This is a genomic window from Flavobacterium frigidarium DSM 17623, from assembly GCF_000425505.1.
GTDB classification, from domain to species: Bacteria; Bacteroidota; Bacteroidia; order Flavobacteriales; family Flavobacteriaceae; genus Flavobacterium; species Flavobacterium frigidarium.
The window spans coordinates 6809-33733 of sequence record NZ_AUDO01000019.1 but is presented as its reverse complement, the minus strand read 5'-3'; the positions used below and the strand labels follow the sequence as shown (position 1 = coordinate 33733).

11 protein-coding genes are annotated in these 26925 nt (G+C 37.2%); 2 read left to right on the top strand and 9 right to left on the bottom strand.

The genetic code is table 11. The features are described 5' to 3' along the window. Positions 1–4: 4 nt before the first annotated feature. The 8 genes from H603_RS0111210 to H603_RS0111175 all read right to left on the bottom strand — a co-directional run bounded on the left by H603_RS0111210 (position 5) and on the right by H603_RS0111175 (position 5924). Positions 5–547 (bottom strand): heme NO-binding domain-containing protein, encoded by a 543-nt coding sequence (locus H603_RS0111210; protein ID WP_026708692.1) that lies wholly within the window; start codon positions 545–547, stop codon positions 5–7. Between the two features lie 6 nt (positions 548–553). Then, positions 554–967 carry a response regulator gene (locus H603_RS0111205; protein WP_026708691.1) on the bottom strand — a complete coding sequence of 138 codons (414 nt, stop codon included), beginning with the start codon at positions 965–967 and terminating at the stop codon, positions 554–556. 117 nt (positions 968–1084) lie between these two features. Then, complete coding sequence (locus H603_RS0111200) at positions 1085–1453, bottom strand: MmcQ/YjbR family DNA-binding protein (RefSeq protein WP_026708690.1); 369 nt, start codon at positions 1451–1453, stop codon at positions 1085–1087. Positions 1454–1669: 216 nt separating this feature from the next. Further along, positions 1670–2434: a cyclase family protein gene (locus tag H603_RS0111195; protein WP_026708689.1), complete on the bottom strand. Its 765-nt coding sequence runs from the start codon at positions 2432–2434 to the stop codon at positions 1670–1672. A 326-nt stretch (positions 2435–2760) separates the two neighbouring features. Further along, complete coding sequence (gene hemW / locus H603_RS0111190) at positions 2761–3888, bottom strand: radical SAM family heme chaperone HemW (RefSeq protein WP_026708688.1); 1128 nt, start codon at positions 3886–3888, stop codon at positions 2761–2763. Then, positions 3885–4439 carry a crossover junction endodeoxyribonuclease RuvC gene (gene ruvC, locus H603_RS0111185; RefSeq protein WP_026708687.1) on the bottom strand — a complete coding sequence of 185 codons (555 nt, stop codon included), beginning with the start codon at positions 4437–4439 and terminating at the stop codon, positions 3885–3887. Before ruvC ends, hemW begins: the two co-directional genes overlap by 4 nt. 321 nt (positions 4440–4760) lie before the next feature. Then, a complete protein-coding gene (locus H603_RS0111180; RefSeq protein ID WP_026708686.1) occupies positions 4761–5474 on the bottom strand; it encodes a DUF4184 family protein in 714 nt (237 codons plus the stop codon). A 3-nt stretch (positions 5475–5477) separates the two neighbouring features. Then, complete coding sequence (locus tag H603_RS0111175; protein WP_157510434.1) at positions 5478–5924, bottom strand: hypothetical protein; 447 nt, start codon at positions 5922–5924, stop codon at positions 5478–5480. A gap of 276 nt (positions 5925–6200) precedes the next feature. On the opposite strand from H603_RS0111175, the gene H603_RS0111170 reads away from it, so the two are divergent. Next, a complete protein-coding gene (locus H603_RS0111170; RefSeq protein WP_026708684.1) occupies positions 6201–6701 on the top strand; it encodes a DUF456 domain-containing protein in 501 nt (166 codons plus the stop codon). Positions 6702–6762: 61 nt separating this feature from the next. Next, the gene (locus H603_RS0111165; RefSeq protein WP_026708683.1) at positions 6763–8025 is read left to right on the top strand and encodes a DUF819 family protein; all 1263 of its coding nucleotides are present in this window, start codon (positions 6763–6765) and stop codon (positions 8023–8025) included. Positions 8026–8247: 222 nt separating this feature from the next. On the opposite strand, the gene H603_RS16730 is transcribed toward H603_RS0111165, so the two are convergent. Beyond that, positions 8248–26871 carry an Ig-like domain-containing protein gene (locus H603_RS16730; protein ID WP_157510433.1) on the bottom strand — a complete coding sequence of 6208 codons (18624 nt, stop codon included), beginning with the start codon at positions 26869–26871 and terminating at the stop codon, positions 8248–8250. Positions 26872–26925 lie beyond the last annotated feature (54 nt).

Sequence of the window (26925 nt, the reverse complement as noted above, 5' to 3'; positions counted from 1 at the left end):
TTCTTTACCATTTTACTTTAAACACTTCATGTGTACTTCCTTCATTTCTAGACGCTATTAACTCTAGGACAACAGCTGTTTCATAAACATTACCTAAGCCTATTAAAATGCCTCTAACAAAGTCTTGTAGTCCTTCTCTGTGTGAATAGTAATGTAAATTAAGACTTTTTTCAGTAACATCACTTACTTTAAATTCTGGCGGAGTGAGTTTGGGGTAGATTAACATTACCCTATTATGAAAATTGGGTAGGTTTACTAGAAAATCCCGTAAATTATTTCCTCCTGATTCCATTAATCCAGGATACTTCTCCTTTGTAGTTTTCATAACCCACCACTGCCCAAAAGCTATAAGCACTTCGCTTAGCGTCATGTTCATCACTTCTCCTACAGCTGTGGCTATTTTATATGTAACATCATCATCATAAACTTCATTACTTAAAAAGAAATCAATATTTACGCCACTTTTTTTATGAATAATATCCCATTTCTCTTTTCCAAAATTAGTGATAACTAAGTCTTCGATTGATTTATTGACAATTCCGTACATAAGATTTTAATTCGTTATTAATTCATTACAACTCCAATATTCAATTAATTTAGTAATCCTGTCTACATAATCGTCATATTTCAAAGGTTTAATAACATAACCAGCAATACCAATTCGGTAACATTCTAAAACGTCTTTGTGGTTGCTTGAAGTAGATAATATTATTGCAGGGATATATTTTAAATAATCGTCCGCTTTCAAAATTCCTAAAAACTCAATACCGTTGATTTTGGGCATGTTTAAATCTAAAACGATAATATCGGGAACGATTTCCTTAACCTTTAAAATCTCAATCGCTTCTTCGCCATTGTTAGCTTCTACGATTTTATGTTTTAATTTTAAAGTACTTAATACCCTATTGAATTTCATAATTTCTATTTCGTCGTCTTCTATTAAAAGTATATTTAGTGCCTTGCTCATGGTATTTTCTATAAAAAGGTGAAGAATAAATTTACTACTATTTCTTCTAGTGAGAAAGTTTTATTCGTCACGGCTATCATAATAGTAGTTGAATCGACAGTAAGTATCGACGAATGGTTATTCAAGATTCTCGATATTTTTTTGTGTTATTTTAGGTAAACTACGAAACACCAAATCATACGAATGTTCGATAAGTTCTTCCAGCAATTGGTCATTGACCTCCTTGTTAATTACCACAGTATTCCAGTGTTTTTTATTCATATGAAAACCCGCTGTAATAGCATCATATTGCGCCCGTAATTCCTCAGCAAATTCTGGATTGCATTTTAAATTTACTGCAGGCTGACCTTCTTCCCATTTTATTAATGATGACAAAGCAAAGATTTTTCCTCCTACCTTAAAAACTAATGTGTCATTATCAAAAGGAAAATGTTCAGTTACGCCCTGCTTTGACAAACAGTATTCGTGAAATTTTTCTAAATTCATCTTGCTAAAAATTTTGCGTTTTACCCCAGTACACCATTTTTTGAGGTGATATTAATAATTCAAAATAAATTGATTCTTTCAGTAAAGCCAAAATTAAAAGATGTAATCAATTGTTGACTGCACTTCCTCCAAAACCAAAAGCTACTCAACAATCCTCTTTTATTAAAAAAAGTAAAAAAGGAGCATTCACTCTGTTTTTATGTATGGAGACGGTAATTATATTTTATACAATACAGGTTTACTAGGCGAAGCGTCGTTCTCAAACGAGGCTATTTGAATATTTAGCAAATACGCACCATCTTGCACGACATCATCTACAAAAATCATCTCGGTTATTGTTGCGGTTAATCTAGCGTCATTATTTAAGCGATTAACATCAGTAACATTCCAAAAAGCCTTGTGAGCCAGCAGTTTTCCCTCATCTTTTTCTTTATCTACACTAGGCAAATCAATGAGTAAATGATGAATTCCGCTTTCGCGAATGAAACGCGCTGCTGCTTCCTCTAGATAAGGAGGATTAGTGTGGGAATATTTTCTAGATCTCTTACTCGAACTATTTGGTAATGTCCTTATAATTATAGCTTCAGGAGCTTTACCGTTTAAAACCCTTTGTATTTCATCTTTGCTAATAACTGAATCGCCTTCTTTATTTTCTAAATTAACAGAAACCAATTCAGCCCTGAAAAAAAACTGTTTCAAAGCCTGATTAATACTGTAAAAATCTTTTGTAATGTGCCCCAAACACTCTGTGTGTGTACCGTGCCCATGAGGATTAAAAAGAATATTATTAAAATTTGTAGAAGACATGCCCGATGATACTTTGCCGACCCATTCTCCAAATTTCACAGGTTCAATTACAGGTTTATCAATGTACCAGGCAATTGGATTTTCGTCATTATTTGTAATTGGAATCGAAATATCAATAGGTTGAGATAAATCGACTTGAAATATGGTATCGTTGTGATGGATTGTCGTTTTCATTTATGCTGAATTTATTTCAGCATCTCGTCTTGAGACACTTTTATATCATCAAATATAAATCTTTTAATTGTGGTTCAAGCAATTTTACTGGCTTCAACTTATTGTCTTCTTAGCAATTTTTAAAATATTTTCTTTTATAAAGCTATCATAGAAATACTGAACTATTCACAAAAATTCTAATAATCTCATTGCACATCGTCGTAAAAGAAACAGTCGTATTATCTAGATAAAACTAATTAAGCTCTTCGATTATTCAACTATTCTATGGTATATGCAACAACTGCTTTTGTAGATTTGAAATAGGCATTATTTACAAACTAAGTCAGCTAATTTAGCATGAATAAATCGCTTGCTATTCCATCCGTTAAAAACTTTCCTTTTTTTGTAGGTTTCAAAATATCGTTTTCAATTTCAAGTAGCCCGTCTTTTAGGAATTTATCTGCTTGTTTCATTAGATAATCTGAAAATGTTTGGCCAAATTCTAATTGTATTCTACTTATAGAAACGCCCCAAATCGTACGCAATCCCGTCATAATATATTCATTGTAGCGATCAGACTGAGAAAGTGTCTCAATTTCGTTTGGTAATTCGTCAATTGCAATTGCTTTTAAGTACATAGGATTATTGGCAATATTCCAAGAACGAGAAATACCATCATAGCTGTGTGCCGAAGGGCCAATGCCAATATATTTTTTCCCTAACCAATAAGCCGAATTATTTTTCGAAAAATAATTTTCTTTTCCAAAATTAGACAGTTCGTAATGCACAAAACCATTTGCAGTAAGTGTATCTACAAGAATAACAAAATGTTCTTGTGCTACCTCGTCGTTTGGCTCAGCCACTTTTCCAGTTTGAATTAACTTTTTCAAGGCTGTTTTAGGTTCGACCGTCAACGCATAACTAGAAATATGCGGAATTCTGAAGGACAATGCTTTTTCGATATTGAGTTGCCACTTTTCATTTGTCATTCCGGGAACACCATAAATCAAATCAATCGAGATATTATCAAAATATTTTGATACTTCAGACAAACATTTTTGGGCTTCCACGGAATTATGTGCGCGGTTCATCATTTTCAAGTCATCTTCAAAGAAAGACTGTATTCCTATGCTTAGTCGATTTACTTTACTCTTTGATAAGGCTACAATTCGTTCGGTAGAGAGGTCATCAGGATTGGCCTCAAGTGTGATTTCAGGATTCTCGACAACGGAATAATTCTGATATACTTCAGATATTAAAAAGTCAATTTCAGCTGAAGTCAATACACTAGGTGTTCCTCCTCCAAAATAAATAGTCTCGACCTCTTCATTTGCAGATTCACTTCTGCGTAAGCGAATTTCTTTGGCCAAAGCCAAAACCATTTCTTCCTTCTTATTCATCGATGTCGAAAAATGGAAATCGCAGTAATGACAGGCCTGTTTGCAAAAAGGGATATGTATATAGATTCCGCTCATTTTTTAACTCGTTCTTCATTTTGTTTAACAAATGCATCCCAGCCACTGTAGCTTTTAGTACCAATCACCTTACCTGAATTAAAAAAATGACAAACTGCTGCTGCCAATCCATCAGTTGAATCGAGATTTTTAGGCAATTCCTTCAGACCCAACAATTGCTGGAGCATCTTAGCAACCTGTTCTTTACTAGCATTACCATTTCCTGTGATTGCCATTTTTATTTTTTTTGGCTCATATTCAGTTATAGGAATGTCTCTCGACAAACCTGCAGCCATTGCAACACCTTGAGCCCGCCCTAGCTTTAACATAGATTGCACATTTTTTCCAAAAAACGGAGCTTCAATTGCAATTTCATCAGGGTGATGTGTATCAATCAATTCAATTGTTCGTTCAAAAATGCGTTTCAGTTTCATGTAATGGTCATCCATTTTATTCAACTGTAACTCATTCAATTGAATAAATTCCATTTTTTTGTTCACTACCTTGATTAACCCAAAACCCATTATCGTGGTTCCCGGGTCAATTCCTAATATAATGCGTTCGTTTGCCAATTTATTATATTTTTAAATGAAAATCATTCCTAATCTCGAATCATCGAAATTGATAGAAGTAAGTTAAATGCTTGAGTATAATTGTAACTCATAGGATGCGGTTTGCTAAGATAATTCTACAATCATTCCCCTGATAATTTCATTCTTCAAGCATCATTACTATTCGATACAAAACTACGCAATTCATTATAGTTGTGCTGCTATTTTTAAAACGCACTATTGCTTTTATTTTCTTTTAACGAAGCGAGAGTGGCCATAGAATTGCCAAAGCAATGCCTGTAAAAGATTTTGAAACGAACAAAGCAGAAAGTATACAACTTTTTAATTTGCTGTTTTACTTTTATATAATAAGCCAACAACGGTAAGCGCAATCATTCCCGAAAATAAAATACTTACAATTAAACTTCCTATTTCCTGTAATTGTAAACCAAAACTAAATCGCAACGCCAGTATTACTGATGTTATTAAGGTTACTGCCATCCAATATTTCATAGGTTCAGTAGTGGGAGTTGTAGGTAGGACTGGAAGTTTATAAATAAAATGCAATATTATGGCTAAACCCACGATACTGCTTAAATGTTGCATTAGTTTATAGATTGGGATATTTAAAATCGGAGCGTTTAAGAAAGCTACTCGCTGTACAATATAGCCATCCCAATGAGTCATCGAGTCCCAAAAAAGGTGAGAAAGCGCTCCAATTATAAAGGATATACAAACGACTAACATATTATCTTTCAAATAAATAAACCAATTACTATTTTTTAACAACTGTAATCTAGCTTTAAAAAAAGACGGAAGATGATCTATTAAGCTATTTTTAATAATGCCGTGAAATACACACATGACAAAAATACCAAGTGGAAAATCAATTAACAAAATACCTAAAAAACTATGACTGATTTCACTTTGCATTTTCATTCTGAAAAAATATTCAAAATCAGGAGACATAGAGCCAACAACTAACGCAGTTGCAGATATTTTTTCATGTTTAAAAAGCGGTAATATAATTGCAGGATGAGAAAAAGTAAAAGGCATTATTTATTCTACTTTTATTATTACAGGTAAAATAAACTGCGTTTTAACGGGAATTCCACGTTTTATTGCAGGATTAACTTTAGGAAAATCAATCAGTCGAGCATGTAAAATACTGTCGATTTTAATTGTGTCATAAGCAACAGAATCCTTCGGGAATTGAGGTTCGAATTTAAGTTTAGAATTAGGAAAAACAGTAACTAATACTTGAATGGTATCTAACTCAGGATACATAATTGACAAAGTATCAACCATAATCTTCTCTTGAATCAAGGTCGTTAAATATTGAAAAAAACATTGTTGGCGTTCTGTTTTACTATCCATTTTATTGCAATCAACAAAAGAGGGGTACTCATCAACCTCATTCCAGTTGATCGATTTCAACTCCTTTTGCAGCAACTCCTTTTCAGAAGGAACTTGCTTGTCAAAATATTGACAAGAATTGAATAGCATAGCAATAAGTAGTAACTGGTAATATTTCAAAATGTTATTTTAAATTAGATACCATTATATTGTAGCATCATTATTTTTATTTTGGTTGAAGATCGTACTTCATTTAAAGACAAAAGCACAACTCATTATCGAACAATCCATAGAACGCAAACAAACAATTGAAATAAAAAATACTATTTTTATACGTTTTCGAAAATAACCTGTTCTTTTATCAAGAGAAAAACCAATTTACGATTTACTATCTTAATCGGGTATAAAACTACAAAAAATTACGTTATGGACATCTTACTTTTATTCTTAGGATTACTATGTATGTTAATAGGTATAGCAGGAAGCATTTTACCCGTTTTGCCTGGTGCCACCATTAGTTGGTTAGGACTTCTTCTATTACACTTTACTAGTGTTGTCCCGTTTAACTATTATCTCTTGGGTTCCACGCTGTTTATTGTACTTGTTGTAACGGTGCTAGATTACATCATACCATCAAAAGGAACTAAACATTTTGGCGGAAGCAAATATGGTATTTGGGGAACAAATATAGGTTTAGTCGCTGGTTTCCTGCTACCTATTCCACTTGGTTTTCTGTTGGGTGCTTTCATTGGCGGACTAGTTGGCGAACTAGTGTTTAACAAATCTAATATACAAGCTGCTTTAAAAGCGGCAACAGGTTCACTAATTGGTTTCTTGATTTCTATAGTATTTCAATTTGCTGTTTGTCTTTTTTATTTAGGTCTTTTTATTAACTTATTTTGGAAATATAAGGAGCAGCTGCTATAATAAATGAAGCAGCCTTCGATAATATTATACACTATTAAACTAACTACAATTACAAAAAAACATGAATGATCAACACACTCCATTAATCAGTAATGATGCAGTCGTACTAGGTATTTTACTCATAATACTCGGCGTAATATTCATTACTTCGTCTAGCGAAAAAGCTTTTTATAAAAAATTCTACAGCATTGTGCCTTCAGTATTGCTTTGTTATTTTATTCCGGCACTTTTAAATACCTTCGATATCATTTCAGGAGAATCTTCTAATTTATATACCATCGCTTCTCGCTATTTATTACCAGCCAGCTTAGTATTACTAACTTTGAGCATCAATTTTGTTGCTTTAAAAAAGCTAGGTAGTAAAGCTATAATTATGTTTTTGGCGGGAACACTTGGTATAGTGATAGGCGGCCCCCTAGCTTTGTACATCGTAGGTAATTTTTTCCCTGAAGTAGCATTATCAAACGGTGAGGAAGTATGGAAGGGCTTATCAACAATCGCAGGAAGCTGGATTGGAGGAGGTGCAAATCAAACAGCAATGTTAGAGGTTTTTGGCGCAAGTAAGAGCCTCTTTGCACAAATGATTGCAGTAGATGTCTTAGTCGCTAACTTATGGATGGGGTTCTTACTATATGGCGCTCAAAAATCTGAAAAAATAGACAAGTGGTTAAAAGCAGATAGCGCTCCCATAGCTGAACTAGAGAAAAAACTAGAAGAAGAGCAAGCAGGAAAAAGACAATCATTAACTACAAATAATATAATGATAGTCCTTATGGTAGCATTTGGACTAACAGGCTTAGGCCACTTTTTAGCAGATATAATAGCCCCGTTTTTCAAAGTCAACTACCCCGAACTAGAAAAATATTCTTTCACTAATGAATTTTTCTGGTTAGTTATCATTACGACCACGGCAGGAGTATTATTATCCTTTACTAAAGTTCGTAAAATAGAAAGCTTTGGTGCTTCAAAAATTGGAACCGTATTCCTGTACATTCTTGTTGCAACCATAGGAACACACATGAATCTAGGCGCCTTACTTGACAACCCTCTGCTGTTCTTAGTGGGAATAATATGGATAACAACACACATCGTAGTGATGATTATAGTGGCAAAAATTATCAAGGCACCATTTTTTTATGTTGCAGTAGGAAGCCAAGCGAATATTGGAGGAGCTGCATCGGCACCCATTGTTGCAGCCGCCTTTAGTCCGTTTCTAGCGCCAGTAGGCGTATTATTAGCAGTCTTAGGATATGCAGTAGGGACTTATGGTGCCTATGCGTGCGGCCTTTTATTACAACAAGTTTTTCTCCTAATTACACATTAAACTATAAGCCACATTCCAACTTAAATCGTTTAGAAATGAAAATTTTATGGTGTATCCCTGCGGGTCGGGCTATTCGTTCTATCTTTTATAATAGTGCAATTTCCTAAAAAGTCAACTACACATTCATAAAAGGATGCCACTGCTATCCCTTACACAAAGTGATCCCATTTTCGATTATAAACCCTATTCATAAATCAGAATAGGGTTCTTAAATAATTATAACTAGTAGACTAAAACTTTCCTACTAACTGATCGTCCGGCACTGCTTACTACAACAATATATACTTCATTTTTTATTCTCATTGAAAATGGATGGATCATTTTTCCTTCTACTTTTTTGTTGATCAACATTCTTCCTGAAATATCAAAAATCCTAACATCTGTCATGTCATCGATCGAACTTAAATCTACGTTGATATTAATTCCGTCATAGTAAATAAGTGCCGCTAACTTAACTGTTTCTATTGTAGCTGGCGGTGTAACTTCTGGTGTGACGTTTATAGGTGTAAAATGAATTATAAATCTATCGGTCGCGTCCTTAACCGAAGCTTTAAATTCATAAGTTGACTTTATATTTAAATCAGTTATCGTTTTTGTTTTTTTATCTTCTAGTAATAAATAAGGAAAGTTGGCTGCTTTACTATCAACACTAACCGCATAATTCCCATCTATTCCCGCTTTGAAATTTAATGAAACGGTAGGATTTGCAACAACATCAGTTAGGTATCGTACTGATAAGTCCTTATCCGAAACAGTCAAGTATGCTGATGGTGCTGTTGGCGTTCTACTAAACAACTTCATAGCTCCTGACTCATTAGTTTGTGCTCCAAATTGTAATAAAACCTCATCAAATCCAGTACCGTCTTTTGCTTCAATCTTAACTTTTAAACGATTTTCTTTTTCTGCTTGAACTCTCATCCAGTTGTTTGCACCAGTATTTACTCTCACCGCATTCCCCATCGTAATTGAACCTGCTGTACTTGCACGTACAAAAAATCCTTGTGTCGGTGCGATGTATTGCGTAACACTGTTAGTCCCAGTGGTTCCATTAGAATTAAATACACCATAATTATTGGCGGCAGGATTCCAAATATACATATCATAACCGCCTGCAGCAGTAACCAAAGCTGATCGAGTCCAACCTGTAGTTGCCTTCCAGTCAATTGTAGAGGGGTACGGATTCCCTATTAAGTTAAACCCTTTCACTGTCAAATCTGGACTACTATTGGTTAACGGATACGTTATAGTACCATTATTAAGTAAGCCTGCAAATTCTTTGGTAGGGTTGACTGCTTGAGTTGAATACAAATACCCTCTAGCTGTTACAAAATTAGCCGACGGATGTAAGGATGGCCAAGTAGGTGCAGCCGTCGTATTTAACAAGTAAGTCCAACAAGGCGTTGGTTCGTTCCATAAATATAAATCATAGCCCGTACCGTTACCGTAAGTACCTGTTGGTGTCCAATCGGTTCCTGAAATGGTTTGATTAGAAACTGGTGAGGCTATAAAATGCCAGGCTTCTTTAACACCACTAATATATCTTTTTACGGTTGCGGGTACATTATTTGAATTGTGAATTAGCGAGGCATTTCCCGAACTATTTGATTCCAAAATTAAACCTGCTGTACCGCCATTATTGGTAATTGTGCCTGAGACCGTTAATGTGTTGGCTGCATCCACAATTAACTTCTTATTACTATTGATCAATAATGTTCCTGATATTCCTATTTGAGCCGCATTACTAATTGTAACCCCTACTCCGTTGTTAATGGTAAGATTTGTAAAGCTTCCAGCTACTGCATTTTGAGCGGCATCAACATTATATACAACAGTTCCACCCCATTCTTTGCCTGCAGGAATAGGATAAAGACTCTTAACAGCTGGAACAGCAGTAAGTAAAGTTCCTGAATTGTTAATGGTATTGCCAACTGACAATATAAAATTACTCATATCAAGAATACCTGAATTGGTAAAATTACTGCTAGCCGTTAAATCTCTTGCAGTAGTAACGGTACCACCCGTATTAGAAATAGTTAAGCTATTTAGCAATAATGGCGTTGCTAAACCTCCAATACTTTGAGAAGCTGATCCATTCATTTCTAACGTACTACCAGTTGATGCCGTAAAGCTTCCGTTACTGATGAAGTTCCCTCCCACTTGATGTGTAAATGCTCCAGTTGTAAAACTAGCCGTGGGGTCTATGGTAAAATCACCTTTAATCGCTAACGGATTGACAGTAGTTGAAACCGCTGTTCCGCTGATAGTGAAGAATCCATTAATTTTCAAAGCCGCACCACCTGATGTTGGCAACATCGTTTTGGTACCACTATTACTAAAGATTAAATTATGATACCCTCCAGTTCCTGCAAGCGGGTTGATGACCGTTTGATTCATACCATTGTATTCAAAAGTATTTGAGAAGGCAGACACATTGAGTAAGCCATTATTGGTCACTGCATTTGCAACTCTAGTTATAGTTCCTGTTTGAGGTGTAAGTGTACTGTCTGAATTGACAGTTAAATTATTAAAATTAGTAGTGCCTGAAATTGTTGCCGTTGCTCCAGAAAAAGATACAGTAGCTGTACCTGCGGTGAACCCACCATTATTGACCCACGCATTTGTATTTCCGGCAACCGCAATGTCATAGTCACTTACTACAAGAGTAGCCCCAGCAGCAATTTCTAAAGTTTTTGCCGTTGCGGGAGCAATCAATGGTAACACATTACGGTAAGGAGCCAAATCCCCATTATTATCCGATGGTAAATTTGATGGGTTAGGAATCAAAACTGCATCATCTATATTAGGTACTCCACCATTCCAGTTTCCTGGTAAACTCCAATCCCCATCGTAGGAGGCAGAACCATTCCCTGTCCAAGTATGCACCGTTACATTCGAATAACTTAAACTCCATTGTTTCACATCTAAAGATGTTGACGTCGCCAAAAAGTCGATAGCAGGACCTGTTAACTGAAGCCAGTTGTTGGTTGCCTCGTTCCCATTTTGATTTCGCGGAAAGGATTTAACAAAATTATTTACAGCCAAATTTGGATCGTACCCATCCCAATAGACAAGCTGTGTTTCATCTGTTTCTGTTCCGTGTAATTCGCTGTCTAAATAATGTAGTTTCACGATCATTCTGTCGTTTCCGCCAGACTGAGCAAAACTGTAATATCTATTGATTGCACTAGATCTCCATGAAGGAGCTGTACCCAATACAATTTTGCTACTAACCCAAGTAGGTTTTGTACTTCCTGTTACGTTTAAGAAATTGATTGTCGTGTACGGATTACCAAAATCATAGTCTTGTCCGTTATTGAAGACATGTTCTCTGCGTACAATTCCACTTACATCACCCATACCAATAGTTGCTGCAAGTGCGCCCATATTTAAGCTCGTTGTTCCAGTCATGTTTAAAGCACCCCTAACAGCTGTAGGATTTGCTGTAACCAAATTTAAATTGCCTTCTACAGTTAGGTCCATGCTGCTATTTACTCCAGCACTATTATTTATCGAAAGATTCTTAAAAGAGGTCAAACTTGCACCCGAGATCGTTTGTAATGCGGTGCCGTTTAATAAAATAGTTGTTCCTGTTTGAGTCGTAAATGATCCATTATTAACAAAGTTTCCTCCTATTTCATGATCAAATAAACCCATATTAAATAAGGAACCTGAGCCTATTGATAAACTTCCTGCAATATCCAGGACATTATTTGCAGTAATGCTAGCCATACCAGAAGTAGTTACATCTCCTAAAACATTCATAACTTGGTTAGGCATTGTTTTAACATCTGTACCACTTAAACTCAAATTATAATACCCTGGAATCGTTCCATTTGCATAAATTACAGTTTGCGTAGCCCCGTTATAATTGATTGTATTTAAAAATGACGTTGCATCTAGAATTCCATTATTTGATAATGTTCCTCCAATACCAATAGTGCTATTTGCCTGAGGAGTTAAACTAGCTCCAGTATTAATTATTACACTATTAAAATTAGTAGCACCACTAATTTTTAAATCAAGATCAGTAAAAACAACCGTACTCGTACCTGCATTAAATATACCACCAGAATTTTGCCACACGACCTCAGCATTTTCATTGTAGAAATACAATTCTGATGTTGGACCAGCATTTAAGATACCCGCATTTTGAATAATCAATTGATGAGACTCGGCCAATGCAGGTAATATTGGATCATAGGTTGTTGTAGTTGCATTAGGAATGGTCATTCTAGTAAACTTATTAGGATAACTATTTGGACTCCAGTTAAAAGGATTATTCCAATCTGTAGATTGCGAACCATTCCAAGTAATATTTGGATTTTCAGAGGATGACAAAGCGATTTCTGTTTGACCAAAAGCTGATGGCCTTGCACCTACACTAACATTTATTAAGTCAATACTGTTATTAGACTCATCTTTTGAGTTGTATCCATACTCCACTACTGTAGGTGTTGGTAATCCTATTGCTCCAAAAAATACTAATTGTGATTCATCAGCACCATTAAGTTCTGAATCTAAATAATTTAACTGTATGGTAGCGAAGTTGTTATTTGCGCCCACTTGTGCTAAGTCATAAACCCTTTTAACAGCAGTGGTCTTCCATGTTGGCGCAGTACCAATTTTAGTTTTCACACTTACTTGTGATGCCTTTGTACCTGTTGATCCAAAAATCATCAAAGTTTTACTATTCCCAAAAGTATAAGTCTGACCCGTTACAAAGGTATGTGCACGTTTTACAATTCCGGTAACATCTCCTATCCCCGTATTTGTAGCCGTAGCAGCCAATGACAGCGTATTTATTCCCATATCCAAACTACCTAAAATAGCAGTTGGATTATCACTTTGCAAATCTAAAGTTCCGTTAACCGTCACGTCTTTACTAACCGTTACACCAAAAGTATTTAAAACCACCAAGTTATTAAAAGCCGTCGTAACCGCTGTACCAGATATACTTTGAGCAGCAGTCAAACCATTCATTACAAACGTACTCCCTATAGTATTGAGTATCCCACTGTGAGTAAAGTTTCCTCCAACTGTATGCGTATTGGCCCCAGCGTCAAAGGTTGTGTTGGCCCCTAGTGACAAATCCCCTACAATCACCATACTGTTTGGAGTAGTGACACTAACTGTTCCTGCCAAAGTTAAATTTCCTAAAATAGATAGGTTTGTTGAGGGTAATGTTTTTGTACCGCTTCCGCTTAAAATCAAGCTTGAATAACGATTTGTAGCAGCATACGGAATGACGACATTTTGATTAGCGCCATTGTACTCTACCGTGGTTACATTCCCATCCCAAGCCGGACGCCAAACACCATTATTATTCATGGCACCAGCGATACGCATTGTACTTCCGGTTTTCATCAATAAATTGGCATCTGTATCAACAGTTACATTATAAAAGCTAGTTGCTCCAGAAATATCTGCAGTATCACTTTTAAAGAGAATCGTACTTGTATTTGGATTAAAAACTCCTCCTTCATTCACCCATACATCAGCGCCATCTATTAATGTCATTTGAGCATTCGCAACCGCATTCAGGATACTACCGCTTTGTAATTCAATTGCTCTGATGGTTGTTGCGATGGGTACAATAGGATCAAACGTCGTTGTAGCTGCGTCGGGTATAATGATATTCACAAAATCTGACGGAGCTCCATTTGGAGTCCAGTTATTCACGGTAGTCCAGGAGGTACTCACAGATCCGTTCCAAGTTAGGGTTTCGATCTCGTTTGCACTTAATCCAAGCTCCAAAGTACCGAAAGTAGATGGGAAAAATGCCATATTAATATTGGACAATTTCACCCAGTTTTCAGTTGTATTAATGCTAGCACGACCATGTTCAAATAAAGTTCCAGGTGGATTTCGATAAGAGAAATACACCAATTTACTTTCGTCGTTATTATTTAACTCAGAGTCCAAGTAACCTGCCTTGATTGTCGCTGCAGTTGGACTGCTTCCCACAGCTCCTGTTTGAATTAGCGCATACATTCTTTTCACTCCACTTGTTTTCCAAGATGGATTTGCAACAATAGACAATTTCACACTCACGGATGTTGGCAACGTTCCCGTATTTTCAAAGAAAACTACCATGTTTTTACCGTTAAAACTATAGTCCTTATTTGCAGAAAAACTATTTCTTTGAACAATACCCGTTAAATCACCATCACCAATAGTTATAGCGTCTTCGCCCATTGTAATGATTTTTGTTCCTGTGTCAAAAGTTCCTTTTACATCTGATGGATTGGCGCTTAATAAATTTAAAATGCCAGTAATAGTAAGGTCACTATTTGAAGTCACCCCCACTACATTATTGATGGTAAGATTCGGAATCGTATTCGACACAAAGGCTCCACTTGAAATAGTTTGCAGTTCGTCACTTTCAAAAATCACAGTCGACCCTGCAACAGTAGCATCGATTTGTCCACCGTTGGTGAGATACAAATCGCCACGAAGCGTTAAAGCCTTACCGTTTACTACAAATTTGTACGTAGCCGGTCCATTTACTATACTTCCGACTATTCGATCTTGATCCAACACACAGTCTCTAATGGGAGAAACAGCAAAAACAATCGATGCTTCTTCTAGCGGAACCGAACCTGCAGACCAGTTACCAGCAGTATTAAAATCGGTATTTATGTTCCCTACCCAACTGTTGGTATTGAACTCCCAAGCTCCAATATTTGGCGGAATCCCACGAGCAGTTTGCGCATAATCAAGAATTATACCTGTACCTGCTACTCCAACGGTTGAAGAATTTACTTTATAATCGGCAGCTGTTAAACCTCCTGCATTAGAAAAACCTGGAATGCTAATACTACTATTTGCGTCTTGACCACTAACTATTGGTAACGATGTAACATTGCTTCCGTTGTAATTCCCTATCACACCACCCGTACCAGATGCCCAATAGATATTGTAATCTAGCGTTAAATTACTTGCACCGCTATAGTTCAAAAACACTGCATAATGTGCATTTGTGCCAGCTGAAGTGGTTCTAAAATTCGAAAAAATATTATTTCTAAAATCTCGTACTGTACCCCCTGCTGCTTCATAAAAAGCATACGATTTATTTGCAATTCCACTACCTAACGACCCATTGATGTAAACGGTATTAAAGTAAAGACTTGAGCTACTGCCACTTGTTCCACTGCTGTAAATACCGTAAATGGTTGTCGCGGTATTACCGCCTAGTGTGACAATATTATTAGCAAAAGTTGCCGTTCCTTGCCCAATTCGAATACCATAAATACTCGCATTTGCAGCACTAGAACTAACGGATAGATTTCGAATAAAATTTCGATTCACTAAATTCGCCCCTGTACTTCCCGAAAAAGAAATACCCGTAATGTAGCCCGTAAAAGCGGCATTTGTATTTGACAAGTTGTAGATAACCGTTTCTGTTACCGTATTTACTGCCGCCGTTCCAGTCATCTCCACCCCAGAAACCGTGCCCGTAGTGGTACCCAATGCGGTGCTAAACAAATCATGAATACTGTTTTTCACCAAGGTTGCTGTTCCTGCAGTAGTATACACACCCACTGTTCTAGATACTTGCGTACCTGTGTAGGCATTGATCAAATTGACAATCGTATTACTTGTAAGCGTATGATTTCCGGTAGATTGCAAATACACCCCTATCAAATTTTGCCCCACAGATGCTGTTGAAGCTGTCGAAAGCGTTGCGATACTGCTTGATGTACCTGTGCTTCCAATAACATTCTGCGTAATATTGATTGTTCCTGCAACGCCCGATTTTTTGTAAATTCCAGTAAAACTATGTGCAGCCGTTGTACTGCTTCCATAAATTGAAATAGAGCCAATATTATTTTTCGAAATAGACACCGTGTTGTCACTTCCTATATAAATTCCATAGGAATCCGCATTAGTATTTGTTGTCAAAGTAATGGATCCTGTTCCTGTTGCCGAACCAATAACATTACCCGTTGTCGTACCAATATTAACAGTACCTGCATTTACTTCTATTCCGCGCCAAGGAGTTGCACTTGAACTGGTGTAATTGAAATTCTGAATCGAATTTGACTGAATTGAACTTGCTGTAACAGCACCAACATTTAGATAAATTCCTCTAAAACTATGATTGGTATTGGCGTTTACTGTCCACGCACCACCACCGTTTACTGCTGCTTTACCACCAATATAATTACTAGAAATTGTAAAATTATTTCCGTTTACATCATCAATAAGGATAGCAGTGTACACATAAGAGCCCGTTGTAGGGACCATAGTATTCGTTTCATAAAAACTGTTGTTCGAAATAGACCAATCGGATGAGTTTGCAGCCAAATTGATTCCGTTTGAAGAACTATTATTATTGACAAAATCAAAAATAGTATTGTATCGTATGATATTTGAACTGTTTTCCTTGCCTGCAGTACCAAGGGAATAGATTGCATTTATAGGTCGGTTTCCTGCAGAATTGCTTATCGCATTGTATTCTATAACAGTGTTGTCATTACCGTTCCCTGTGGTTGAGGTAGCAAATTCAATCAATCCGTTTATAGCACTACTAGATGATCCGTTGATATTTAGATATTTTAAGGTATTTGATTCGGCTGAATTACTCAAACGAATTGTTGCGGTACCTGCACTATTTGACGTACTTGTGTTGACGATACTCAAACTTTTTGTTGACCCCGTTTGGTTCACACGTCCATCGAGAGTAACATTATCGGCACCGTTCAAACTGATTAAAGGTGCGGCTGCAATAGTTCCAGAAACGTACAAGCCTGTTTTAGTAGGATACATTTTCAAGCTAGTCCAGGCTCCTTGATTAAGTGTCGCTGTAACATCTTCGGTAGTACTACCAATTAGCGTCACTACTACATCTTTGCCTGTTTGATCATAGCTATTAATGGCCGCAAAAGCGCCAGAGACCTTACTATAACTTCCGTTACTTAAAGCATTAGCGTTTGAAACTATGACATTTGGCAATTTTCCATCAAATTCATCAGCCCCTATATCTGGCGCAGATCCCGCCCCATTTGTTTGCACTGCATAACCGCTGTTCCCTGCTCTGATTTGACCTTCAAAATCCGCAGTTATTCCCGAAATATTCACAGCACCACTTTCGATAAAAGTGATATCGTTGTTGCTTATTTTTAGAAAATCAACACTAGATCCTACTGTACTTATAAACTGTGGATTTTCGGATACTGAAAGTTGATCACGAGGAGCAATTGTACCCGCTGTAAATGTACCTGCCTTATAAGCTGTTATATCTTGGGCAGAGTTCGTACCATTAGAATAAATCAAATTAGTTGCACTTGGAACTCCACCGTAAAATAAATTATTATTAGACAACGAACTATAATTATTCAGCCTTAAAGAGGTTCCTGAACTTTGTCTAAAAGCAACCGTCAATCCAGAACCATTGGCTGTAGAAAGATTTACAACAATATTATTTCTTAAATTTAATGTACCCGTACTCGCAGTCGTATTCGCTGCATGAAACACTGCACTAGAACCAAAATTAGTTCCAGTAGATGTCGCATTTAGATAAATACTATTAAAATATACATTAGTTGTCGATCTAACACCGGTATTGGTCATGCTTATTCCTCGCACATTGTCCGTTACGTTTGCAGCTGGGGCAGTTATTGCAGCAATTCGGTTGTTATATATTGTTGCAACTTGATCAGCGGCTGTTCCCGAAACCAATATTCCGTTTACCGTACCAGTTGTAAGACCTGAAGCTGATGACGAAATATCATATATTTTATTTTGATAAATTGTAGTACTAGAACCGCCCGAAACTCCAATTCCGCTGACGCTTCCTGTTGTGATATTATTCGCTTGAAGACCGTAAATGGTGTTTTGATAGATATTTTTTTCAGTTCCGCTAGTGATAGCAATACCGTTTACAATCGTAGCCACAGTTCCTGTAGAAACTAAAGAATAAATGTTATTCGAATAAATTTTGTCATTTCCTGCTCCTGTTGTAATTCCGTAAATCGATCCCGCACTAGTATTGTTTCGAATAGTATTGTTTGTCGTTGCATTGGCGGTACTGGTAATATTAACGTTCATTGCGATCACCGTTCCTGTTCCTGCATTCCAATTTTCAAATGTATTGCCTGAAATTGTTTTGGTAACCAAACCTGTTCCGGCATCGGTATTTACCCAACCCGCGATCGTCGCCGCTCCATTTATCGCGATATTCGAAAAATTATTGTTGTTATTATTTACAACGACATTACTATTGTTTGTGGAGGCGATACTGTTGAACAAGGTAATTGCTCCACTTGCTGCCGTACGTGTAAATGAGGTCGCAATACTGTTACTGTTTACATTTTGGATTCCGTTTGCAGGCATGATCACACTGTTGGAGATAAAAATAATTCCTCCAGTAGTGTTGACATTTAGTGCTGTAAAAGTGTTTCCGCTAATCGTTTGAGACAGAGTAGTAGCCGAATTGATAATATAGGTGTTGGCATTCGTACCCGCAACTGCATACGTAATTCCTCTTATATCATTATTTTGAATGGATAAAGCACAGTTTGCAGAACCAGCTGTGTTACTGATTCCTAATAAAGTAGCTGAATTGGCAACAGAATACGTGATTAAACCACCTGTAGTATTTCCTAATTGGTTGTTTTCAATACTGATTTGAGACAAAACAGCCCCACTATTCGAAATTGCTGTAACTGCCCCAGTCGCTACCGACTTAGTAAAATTTCTAATTTTATTTGCCGTAATCGCTACCGTTGTAGCGATTGCAGTATTTGATATACCACTAAGTACTCCTGTACCTGTATTAGTCGCTGCAATTATAGAATTATTAGTAATTGATACTATTCCAGAAGCTCCACTATTTAAAATTCCATTTAAAACAGATGCCGACGTACCGTAAGATGAAACATTTTGAATCGTATTGCCACTAATCGTGATTCCTCCTGTGGCTAGATTGTAGATTCCGTTCAAAGTACAAACCCCTGTTGTGGTCGTTCCTAAAGTTCCTATGGCAATCGAATTTGCCGTACTCGCACTTCCAATAGTATTGTCTGCCACTGAAAATTGCCCACCTCCAACGGTATTGATACCGTGAAAAGTATACCCAATCCCTAAAGCTCCAGTAGTACTAATGGAACCAATAGTATTATTTTTTATATTCACCGTACTCGTTGAGGTACAATAAATACCTGAAAGATAATTAGCCGTAATACTTGATGTCAATGTGATGGAACCATTTCCTGTAGTCGCACCAATTGTATTTCCGGTTGTAGTACCGATATCTAGCTTTCCTCCTAATACTGATATTCCGCTAAAAATTCCAGGAGCTGCTGTGATAGCTGGAGAAGCAGTATATGATAAATTAATTCCTGCAATTTTATTTCCTTGAACACTAGAAGTAGATAGCGTTCCAACATTCATTTCGATACCAAAAAAACGATTACCTACTGCACCGGCGTAGGTTGTAGTTCCTGTAGCTGTCGCAGTAGCATATCCTATAGTATTGTTTAGTATCGAATAATCAACTCCCGACGCAGTTATAATATTGATACCTCTATGCGTATTTGATGTGGTCGCAGTACGAGTTGCTGTTTGAAAAAACTTATTTCCCGAAATGGTCCAAGCAGAACTATTGGAAGCAATTAAAATTCCGTTTGAAGCCAAAGCAGCATTGTAATAATCCTGAATGGTATTATTGCTGATCGTAATTTCGCTATTGTCAATCAATACGGAACTTCCCGCAGAATAAATCGCATTGGTAGGCAAGTTAGTTCCAACTGCTTTGATCGTATTGCTGACAATCGAATTATTAACATTACCTACCGATGCAGCTGTTGAGAACAGTATCGTAGCAGTGGAAGCTAATGTTGATGCTCCTTCGATAGTACAATTGCGCACTGTATTATTTGTTGCATCATTTATAAAACGGATAGTACTCGTACCTGCCGTACTCGCTGTGCTCGCATTCGAAATGGTTAAAGAATTTCCGCCACTGTTCAAACCGTCAACAACAACGTAATCTGCCCCATTAAAATTAAGTAAGGCGCCTCCTGCTACTGTACCAGAAATTGTTCTAGCTGCTCCTCCACTTGGAGAGATGGTCAGCGTACTAAAATCGGTACAACCATAATTCAATTGATTCAATGCATTTGTTCCAGGCTCTACAATATCGCTAATAATATTGGCTGTCAAGTTAGCAGAAAGTCCTTTGGAATTTAACTCGGCAAACAAACCACCAGTACCCGTTAGTGTTGGATAAGTTCCGCCAGTTCCCACAGTTACAGTCCCGCTTAGTCCCGCCAAAATTGTAAAATTGTTAATGGTACCCCCGATAGGAAAAGCAGCAGATGTCAACGCTACACTTGTAGGCGCAGCCGCGTAGGTACCTGTATTGATACCCACATAAGGCGACGGTGTTACAATGTCTTGGGCAGTGATAAAATACTGAATCACATCATTGGTCGTGGCCCCACCAAAAAGTAAACTATAGTTAATGGAAAAATCAAACGGACTTGCAGTACTTGTTGTTTCAATGTATTTCCAACCATCTGTACTACTTGTATTTGTAGCCGGCAAAACATTGCTATTAGTCAATTTCTTAAAATAAATTCTAGGTCTCGTGCCAGTAGTGACATTTACTCCAGTTGCATCTGAGATAATAGCCGAAATAGTTTTGTTACTCAAACAGCTATTGTTGGTTAAAGCGGTATATGTTATCGAAGGAGCCGAAGCATCAATCGCTACATAATCATTTTCATAGGCACCCATATCTGGCGCTGAGGTACTCGCCCCTGTATACCCTGGATTTCCTTGACGTGTAGTACCTAAATAATCTACTGTATAATCAGCAATATTTACCGCTCCACTTTCTATTTGCGTAGCGATACTGGTGTTTACTTTTAAATAATTCGCATTGGAACCTGCTGTGCTAATAAAATTTAAATTTTCACTTACCGAAACTTGATCACGTGGCGCGATAGTTCCAGCAGTAAAACTTCCGGCCTTGTATTGTGTAAAAGTTTGTGCCGTACTCGTTCCATCACTATAAATTAAATAGGTTGAGCTTGGTGTTCCAGCATAAAACAAATTGTTTTTTGAGGTCGTTGCATAATTGTTTAATGCACTTGCACTACCTAAGCTTCGTCTAAAAGCTACCGTTGTTCCTGTTCCTTTTGGAGTGGAATTATTAATGATAATATTATTTCGAAGATTCAATGTCGCGGTAGTAGCAGTTGTACTTGTTGTATGATAAATACCCGATGAGCCCGAGTTAGTCCCGCTCGAAGCTGCTGCATTTAAATAGACTGTATTGTAATAGACATTGGTCGTCGAAGTCGTACCAGTCGAGATAAAACCCAGTCCACGAATCAAGTCTGTTCCACTAGCTGCACTTACTCTCAAATCTCCTATCACATTATTTGTAACATTAGTTATCAAGGAAGCCGTATTACCCGAAACTTGAATACCATACACCACACCTGTTGAAACCGCAGTACTGGAAGAGGATAAATCATAAATTTTATTTCGGTCTAAATTTACCGCAGATCCTCCGGTAACCCAGATTCCACTGATTGTCCCTGTAGTATTAGCACCTGCAGATAAACTGAAAACTTTATTTTCATATACATTTACAGTTGTCCCACCAGAAATTAAAATTCCACGTACAGATCCGGTTGTTAATGCACTTCCTACTAAATTAGAAATCGTATTTTGATAAATGTTTTTTGTAATTCCGCCAGTACTATTTATACCGGTAATGCTAGTTAATATCCCTCCCGAAGAACTCAAGTTGTTTATAGTGTTTTGATAAATTTTATCACTTCCCACTGCTGTAGTGATCCCAGTCAAAGAACCCGTACCACTTATGTTCTGAATACTATTGCTATAGGTTTTATTCGTTTCACTAACAACATTTACATTCAGCGCTGTTACTGCTCCTGAACCACTTATCCAATTTTCAAATTTATTATTATAAATTGTTTTGTCTACATTACCGGTTCCTGCATCCTGATTTACCCAACCGTTGATAGATGATGTTCCACCTTGGGTAATGTTCGAAAAGTTATTATTATTATTTGTTACTACTACACCCGTATTATTGGTAGTTGCCGTACTTGTAAACAATGTTATTGCTCCGAAACCAGCAGCTGAATTTCGAACAAAACCAGTAACAATACTGTTATTATCAATATTCTGAACACCGTTTGCAGGCATAGTTACATTGTTCGAAATGAATGTAATTGTCCCTGTAGTGTTTACATTAAGATTAGTAAAAGTATTGTTGCTAATGTTTTGTTTTAAGGTAGCTGCAGTATTACTGATATAAGTATTGGCATTTGATGCTGATGCTCCGGTATAATTAACACCTCTTATATCATTATTCTGAATCGAAAGTTCAGAACTCGCAGCACCACCTGTATTATTTATCCCGAATAACGCGACTGTATTTGCTGCCGAATAAGTAATTAATCCACCACTCGCATTTCCTAATTGATTTCCGTTAATATTTATATTCGTCAAAACAGCGCCAACATTTGCTATTGCTGTAAAATAACCTCCAGTAGCAGTTCTTGAATGATTCCTTATAATATTGTTGTTAATACTTAAAGTAGAAACTGCAGCCGAATTATAAATAGGATAATACGTTATGGCAGTGCTTGAATTTGTACCGGTATTGGTTCCCGAGATCACCGCGTTTTCTGTTATATCGACACTATTTGATCCTGCAGTATTTATAATTCCGTAATAAACTGAAGTACTTGTTCCATAAACCGTTGTGTTTTGAATCGTGTTAGTAGTAATCGAAATTAAACCTGACCCACTATTAAATATTCCTCGAAAGGTACACACTGCCCCCAAAGTCCCCGCATCACCAATCGTGATTGAATTTGCTGTCGTTTTACTTCCAATAGTATTATTAGCTATAGAAAAATTTCCACCCACTCCTAAAGTATAGATTCCGTTAAACGTATAACCAATGGTAGTGCCACCATTTGTACTGAAACCTCCTATATTGTTATTACTGATCGCTACAGTTCCTACTGACGAAACATATATTCCGTTTATTAATCCTAAAGAAGTAGTACTAGAAACCTGAATAACATCAGTACCTGTAGTGGCTCCAACAATGTTTCCAGTTGTAGTACCCATGTTTACATTTCCTGCCAGTACTGAGATACCCGAAAAAATACCTGCAGTAGTAGCCGTACCAATAGTTGTCGAAAAATTGATATTACTAACAGTGTTTCCTTGTACATTTGATACTGTCGCTGTTCCCACTGTCATTTCAATCCCTCTGTATAAGGTTGATTGGCCTGCGTAAGTGGTAAGACCTGTTGCAGATGCACTATTATACCCGATGACATTATTATTTACAGTATAATTTATTCCAGAAGCTGTAAGAATATAAATAGCACGGTGCGTTAAACCTGTAGTTGTCGTAGTACGAGTGGCTGTTTGATAAAATTTATTGTTCGAAATTGTCCAAGCCGAACTATTCGAAGCCAAATAAATTCCGTTTGAAGAAGTCGCAGCATTAAAATAATTATAAATCGTACAATTACTTACGACGTTTGTACTGTTGTCTGCACTCACAGAAGATCCTGCAGAATAAATTGCATTAGTAGGAGTAGTTGCCCCATCACGTATGTCGCAATATTCAATCGTATTATTATCGTTCCCCACAGCGTCACCTGACCCAAAAACGATTAGACCACTTGCTGCAGATGAAGTTGTTCCTTGTACATTGCAATATCTGATTGTATTTGAAGTGGCATCATTTATAAATTGAATAACACTACCACTACTGTTTGTATTCGAAAATGACAAACTTGTACTTCCTAGCTGGTTTACTCTACCATCAATAATTACATTGTCTGCCCCATTCAAATTGATTAATTGTCCCGCAACACTTCCTTCTATTTTTAAATTTGGTGCCGTAGGATAAAGTAAAACCGAAGAATACAAAGAAGATCCGTTTTCAGAATTATTCAAAGTAGCCGTAGCTGTTTCAGTTGTATTCCCTCTTATTTTAATGGTAATTACTCCTTGATGTGTCCCATCATTAATTTTATCAAAAGCTTCTTTTACTGTCGAATAGCATCCAAAAATTGTTCCGGTACTTGCAGCAACTTCAACATTACCAGTACTAATTATTGCCGTTACTTGAGTTCGCGTTACTGTGGTACAACTCGTATTTGTAGCATCAACCCAATACGAAGTTGTTGTTGATAATACGGGAGTTGTGAAACTCGTACCCGTTCCCAAAGAACTTCCACCTGTAGCTGCAGCATACCAATTTATGGTCCCTGCCGAAGCAGTCGCACTCAAAACCACACTTCCTATTCCACAACTAGATGCATTTGTAGTTTGTGTAATGGTAGGAATAGGATTCACCGTTAAAGTAGCCGTTGCAGTCGCTCCAATGATATTAGCTTCGTTTGTGAATTTTACTCGATAGCGATTCCCGGTCATGATAGCGGTTACACCCGTGAGCGTAAGCCCTACCGATGTTCCACTTGCTACAGTTCCCGATTGACCCGATAAATCAACATAGGTACTTCCGTTATTAGTACTTACCTGCCATTGGTAACTAACAGTCGTGTTGGCTGTTGTTGCTGGAATAGTGGTCAAAGTAGCTGTTGTTGCCGTGGCTGAAAAAGTTACATTTTGCCCCTCACAGGCTGTTTTATTTACAGGAACCGTGGTCACATTGACACTAATTCCTTGAGTATAGGTACTTTTTCCACCAGAAGTGGTCAATGGAGTGGCATAACTTGCACTTAAAACTTTACCAAAAGCATCTACTTGTGGAGAACCTGTTATCCCGCCATAAGTTCCGTCATTGTTGGTGTCCACTAGCGAGCCGTAGGCTTCATTAGCATCAAAACAGCCATCGTTGTCACTGTCGGTATCTAAATGATTCGGAATTCCATCATTGTCATTGTCACATCCTAACACTATTTTACTGATCTCACTACCAGATAAAACCGAAGGATAATGCACTATATCATCCATCAATCCCCCAAAATAATTTGCTGAAGAAGCACCAAAAGCACCTCCGTTTGAATACCCAATATGTTGTGCATCCGAATGTGCTGCTAAATCACCAAATCCTGTAGCCAAGGTGGTTGAAGCAACTCCATCGAGATACAAAATCACGTTTCCATTGCTATAGGTAAGCGCTACATGATGCCATAAGCCATCACCCGGATACGTGAATGTAGCCGTATTTTTCTGCGTTGCATCGCCACCTTCGCGCACTGCTGCCTCTAATGTTGCACCGTTTAAACGAACAGCAACACCATTAACCGTTCCTCCTTCTTCAAAAATGGTTTGAATACCCGAAAGTGAACTTGGTTTAATCCAAATAGAATACGAAAAATTAGTGATTGCTTGGTTCAAAAAAGTACCATTACTGTACTGCAAATAATTAGAAGTTCCGTTGAAAGATGCCGAATGCGTTCCCTTTTTACTATCTGTGGAAAATGAAACAGAGCTGCCCGATTGTGCATTATAATTATTTCCAGACAAATCAGTAGTCATGTTGTCCAATGACCAATAGCCATCATAACCCGCAGTAGGAGTACAATTGTTTTCAATCGCGTTTAAGATACCATCATTATCTGCATCCAAATCAAAAATATCTCCCACACCATCCCCATCCTTATCGTTTGGAATCGTTACAAAAACATCAATGCTCCCCGTTTGCGAACAAACATTAGACAGTTTTTCGGTAAGTGTATAGGTGTAACTTGTATTCGTTGTTGGATTCACAGCAATAGTAGCCGTATTTGCACCTCCCGGACTCCAAACTATTGTAGGATTCAACGGAACGTCATCATCATAGGTTGGACTACCATAAAGGGCACCGTCCTCAGCACTTACGGTACTTGACAGATCTAAAACCGAATTATCAAAATTGATATATACATCCAAATCGGCATCAACCACGGGTGCATTTAGTACGTGGTCTTTTTCGATAATAACCTCAGATTGCAACAAGGATCGGTTCCACAATTTAAAACCGTCTATCCTTCCATTAAAATAATTATTTGAGCTCGTCGTATTGTTTTGAAAACGAATATTAGAATTGGATCCAATCGCTACAGCGCCAGAATGGGCATTGATACCGTTGCTCGCTTTTGTCCCTTCATTATAAGCACCAATAAGTGTCCCGTTCAAATACCCTTTAAAATGGTAACCATCAGTTGCATTTTGATCAAATACAAAGGCAACATGATACCACTGTCCTGTAACAATATTGGCACTAGGTGCGTTCCAAGGTGTATTACTTTCCCACGGTAAGCAATACACTTTTCCACCTTCAATATACATCGAAAGTCCATTAGTTGCACCACCTTCGTTATACAAAACCTGACGAGTTGTTACATCGTTGGCCTTAAACCATAACATTACTGTGCGGTAATCTGTAGTAGCAAGATTGATTAAACTCGAGTTTGAAATTCCAACATAGTCGGTTGTCCCATTTAATTTAATGGATTTGTTAGCAAAAGTCAACCCAATATTGGTTGTTTGTCCCGCTACAATGGTTGGATTTGATGTGGCCGTAAAAGCTGCTTTTTGGTCAATATAAATTCTTTTCGATACAACACCTTGAGAAGCACCACCGATAAACCCTTCAAATGTTAGGGTACCTCTGTTTCCATATCCCCAGGTGACATTTATCGTTGACGAAGTGGTGCTAGTAGGAGTTCCTCCAACCACTGTCCATTTATACGTATCATAAGCCGTTGCATAGCTATAGGTTACCTCTTCATTTTGACACACAATATTCTGTGTTGGAGCAATTTGCGCCAGCACGTAATATGAGCTTAAAAATAAGGTTAATATGTAAAGTAATTTTGTTTTCAAAATCGTATTTTTTTGAGAATAAAAAATATCATTTTAAAATAAACTTTTGATCAT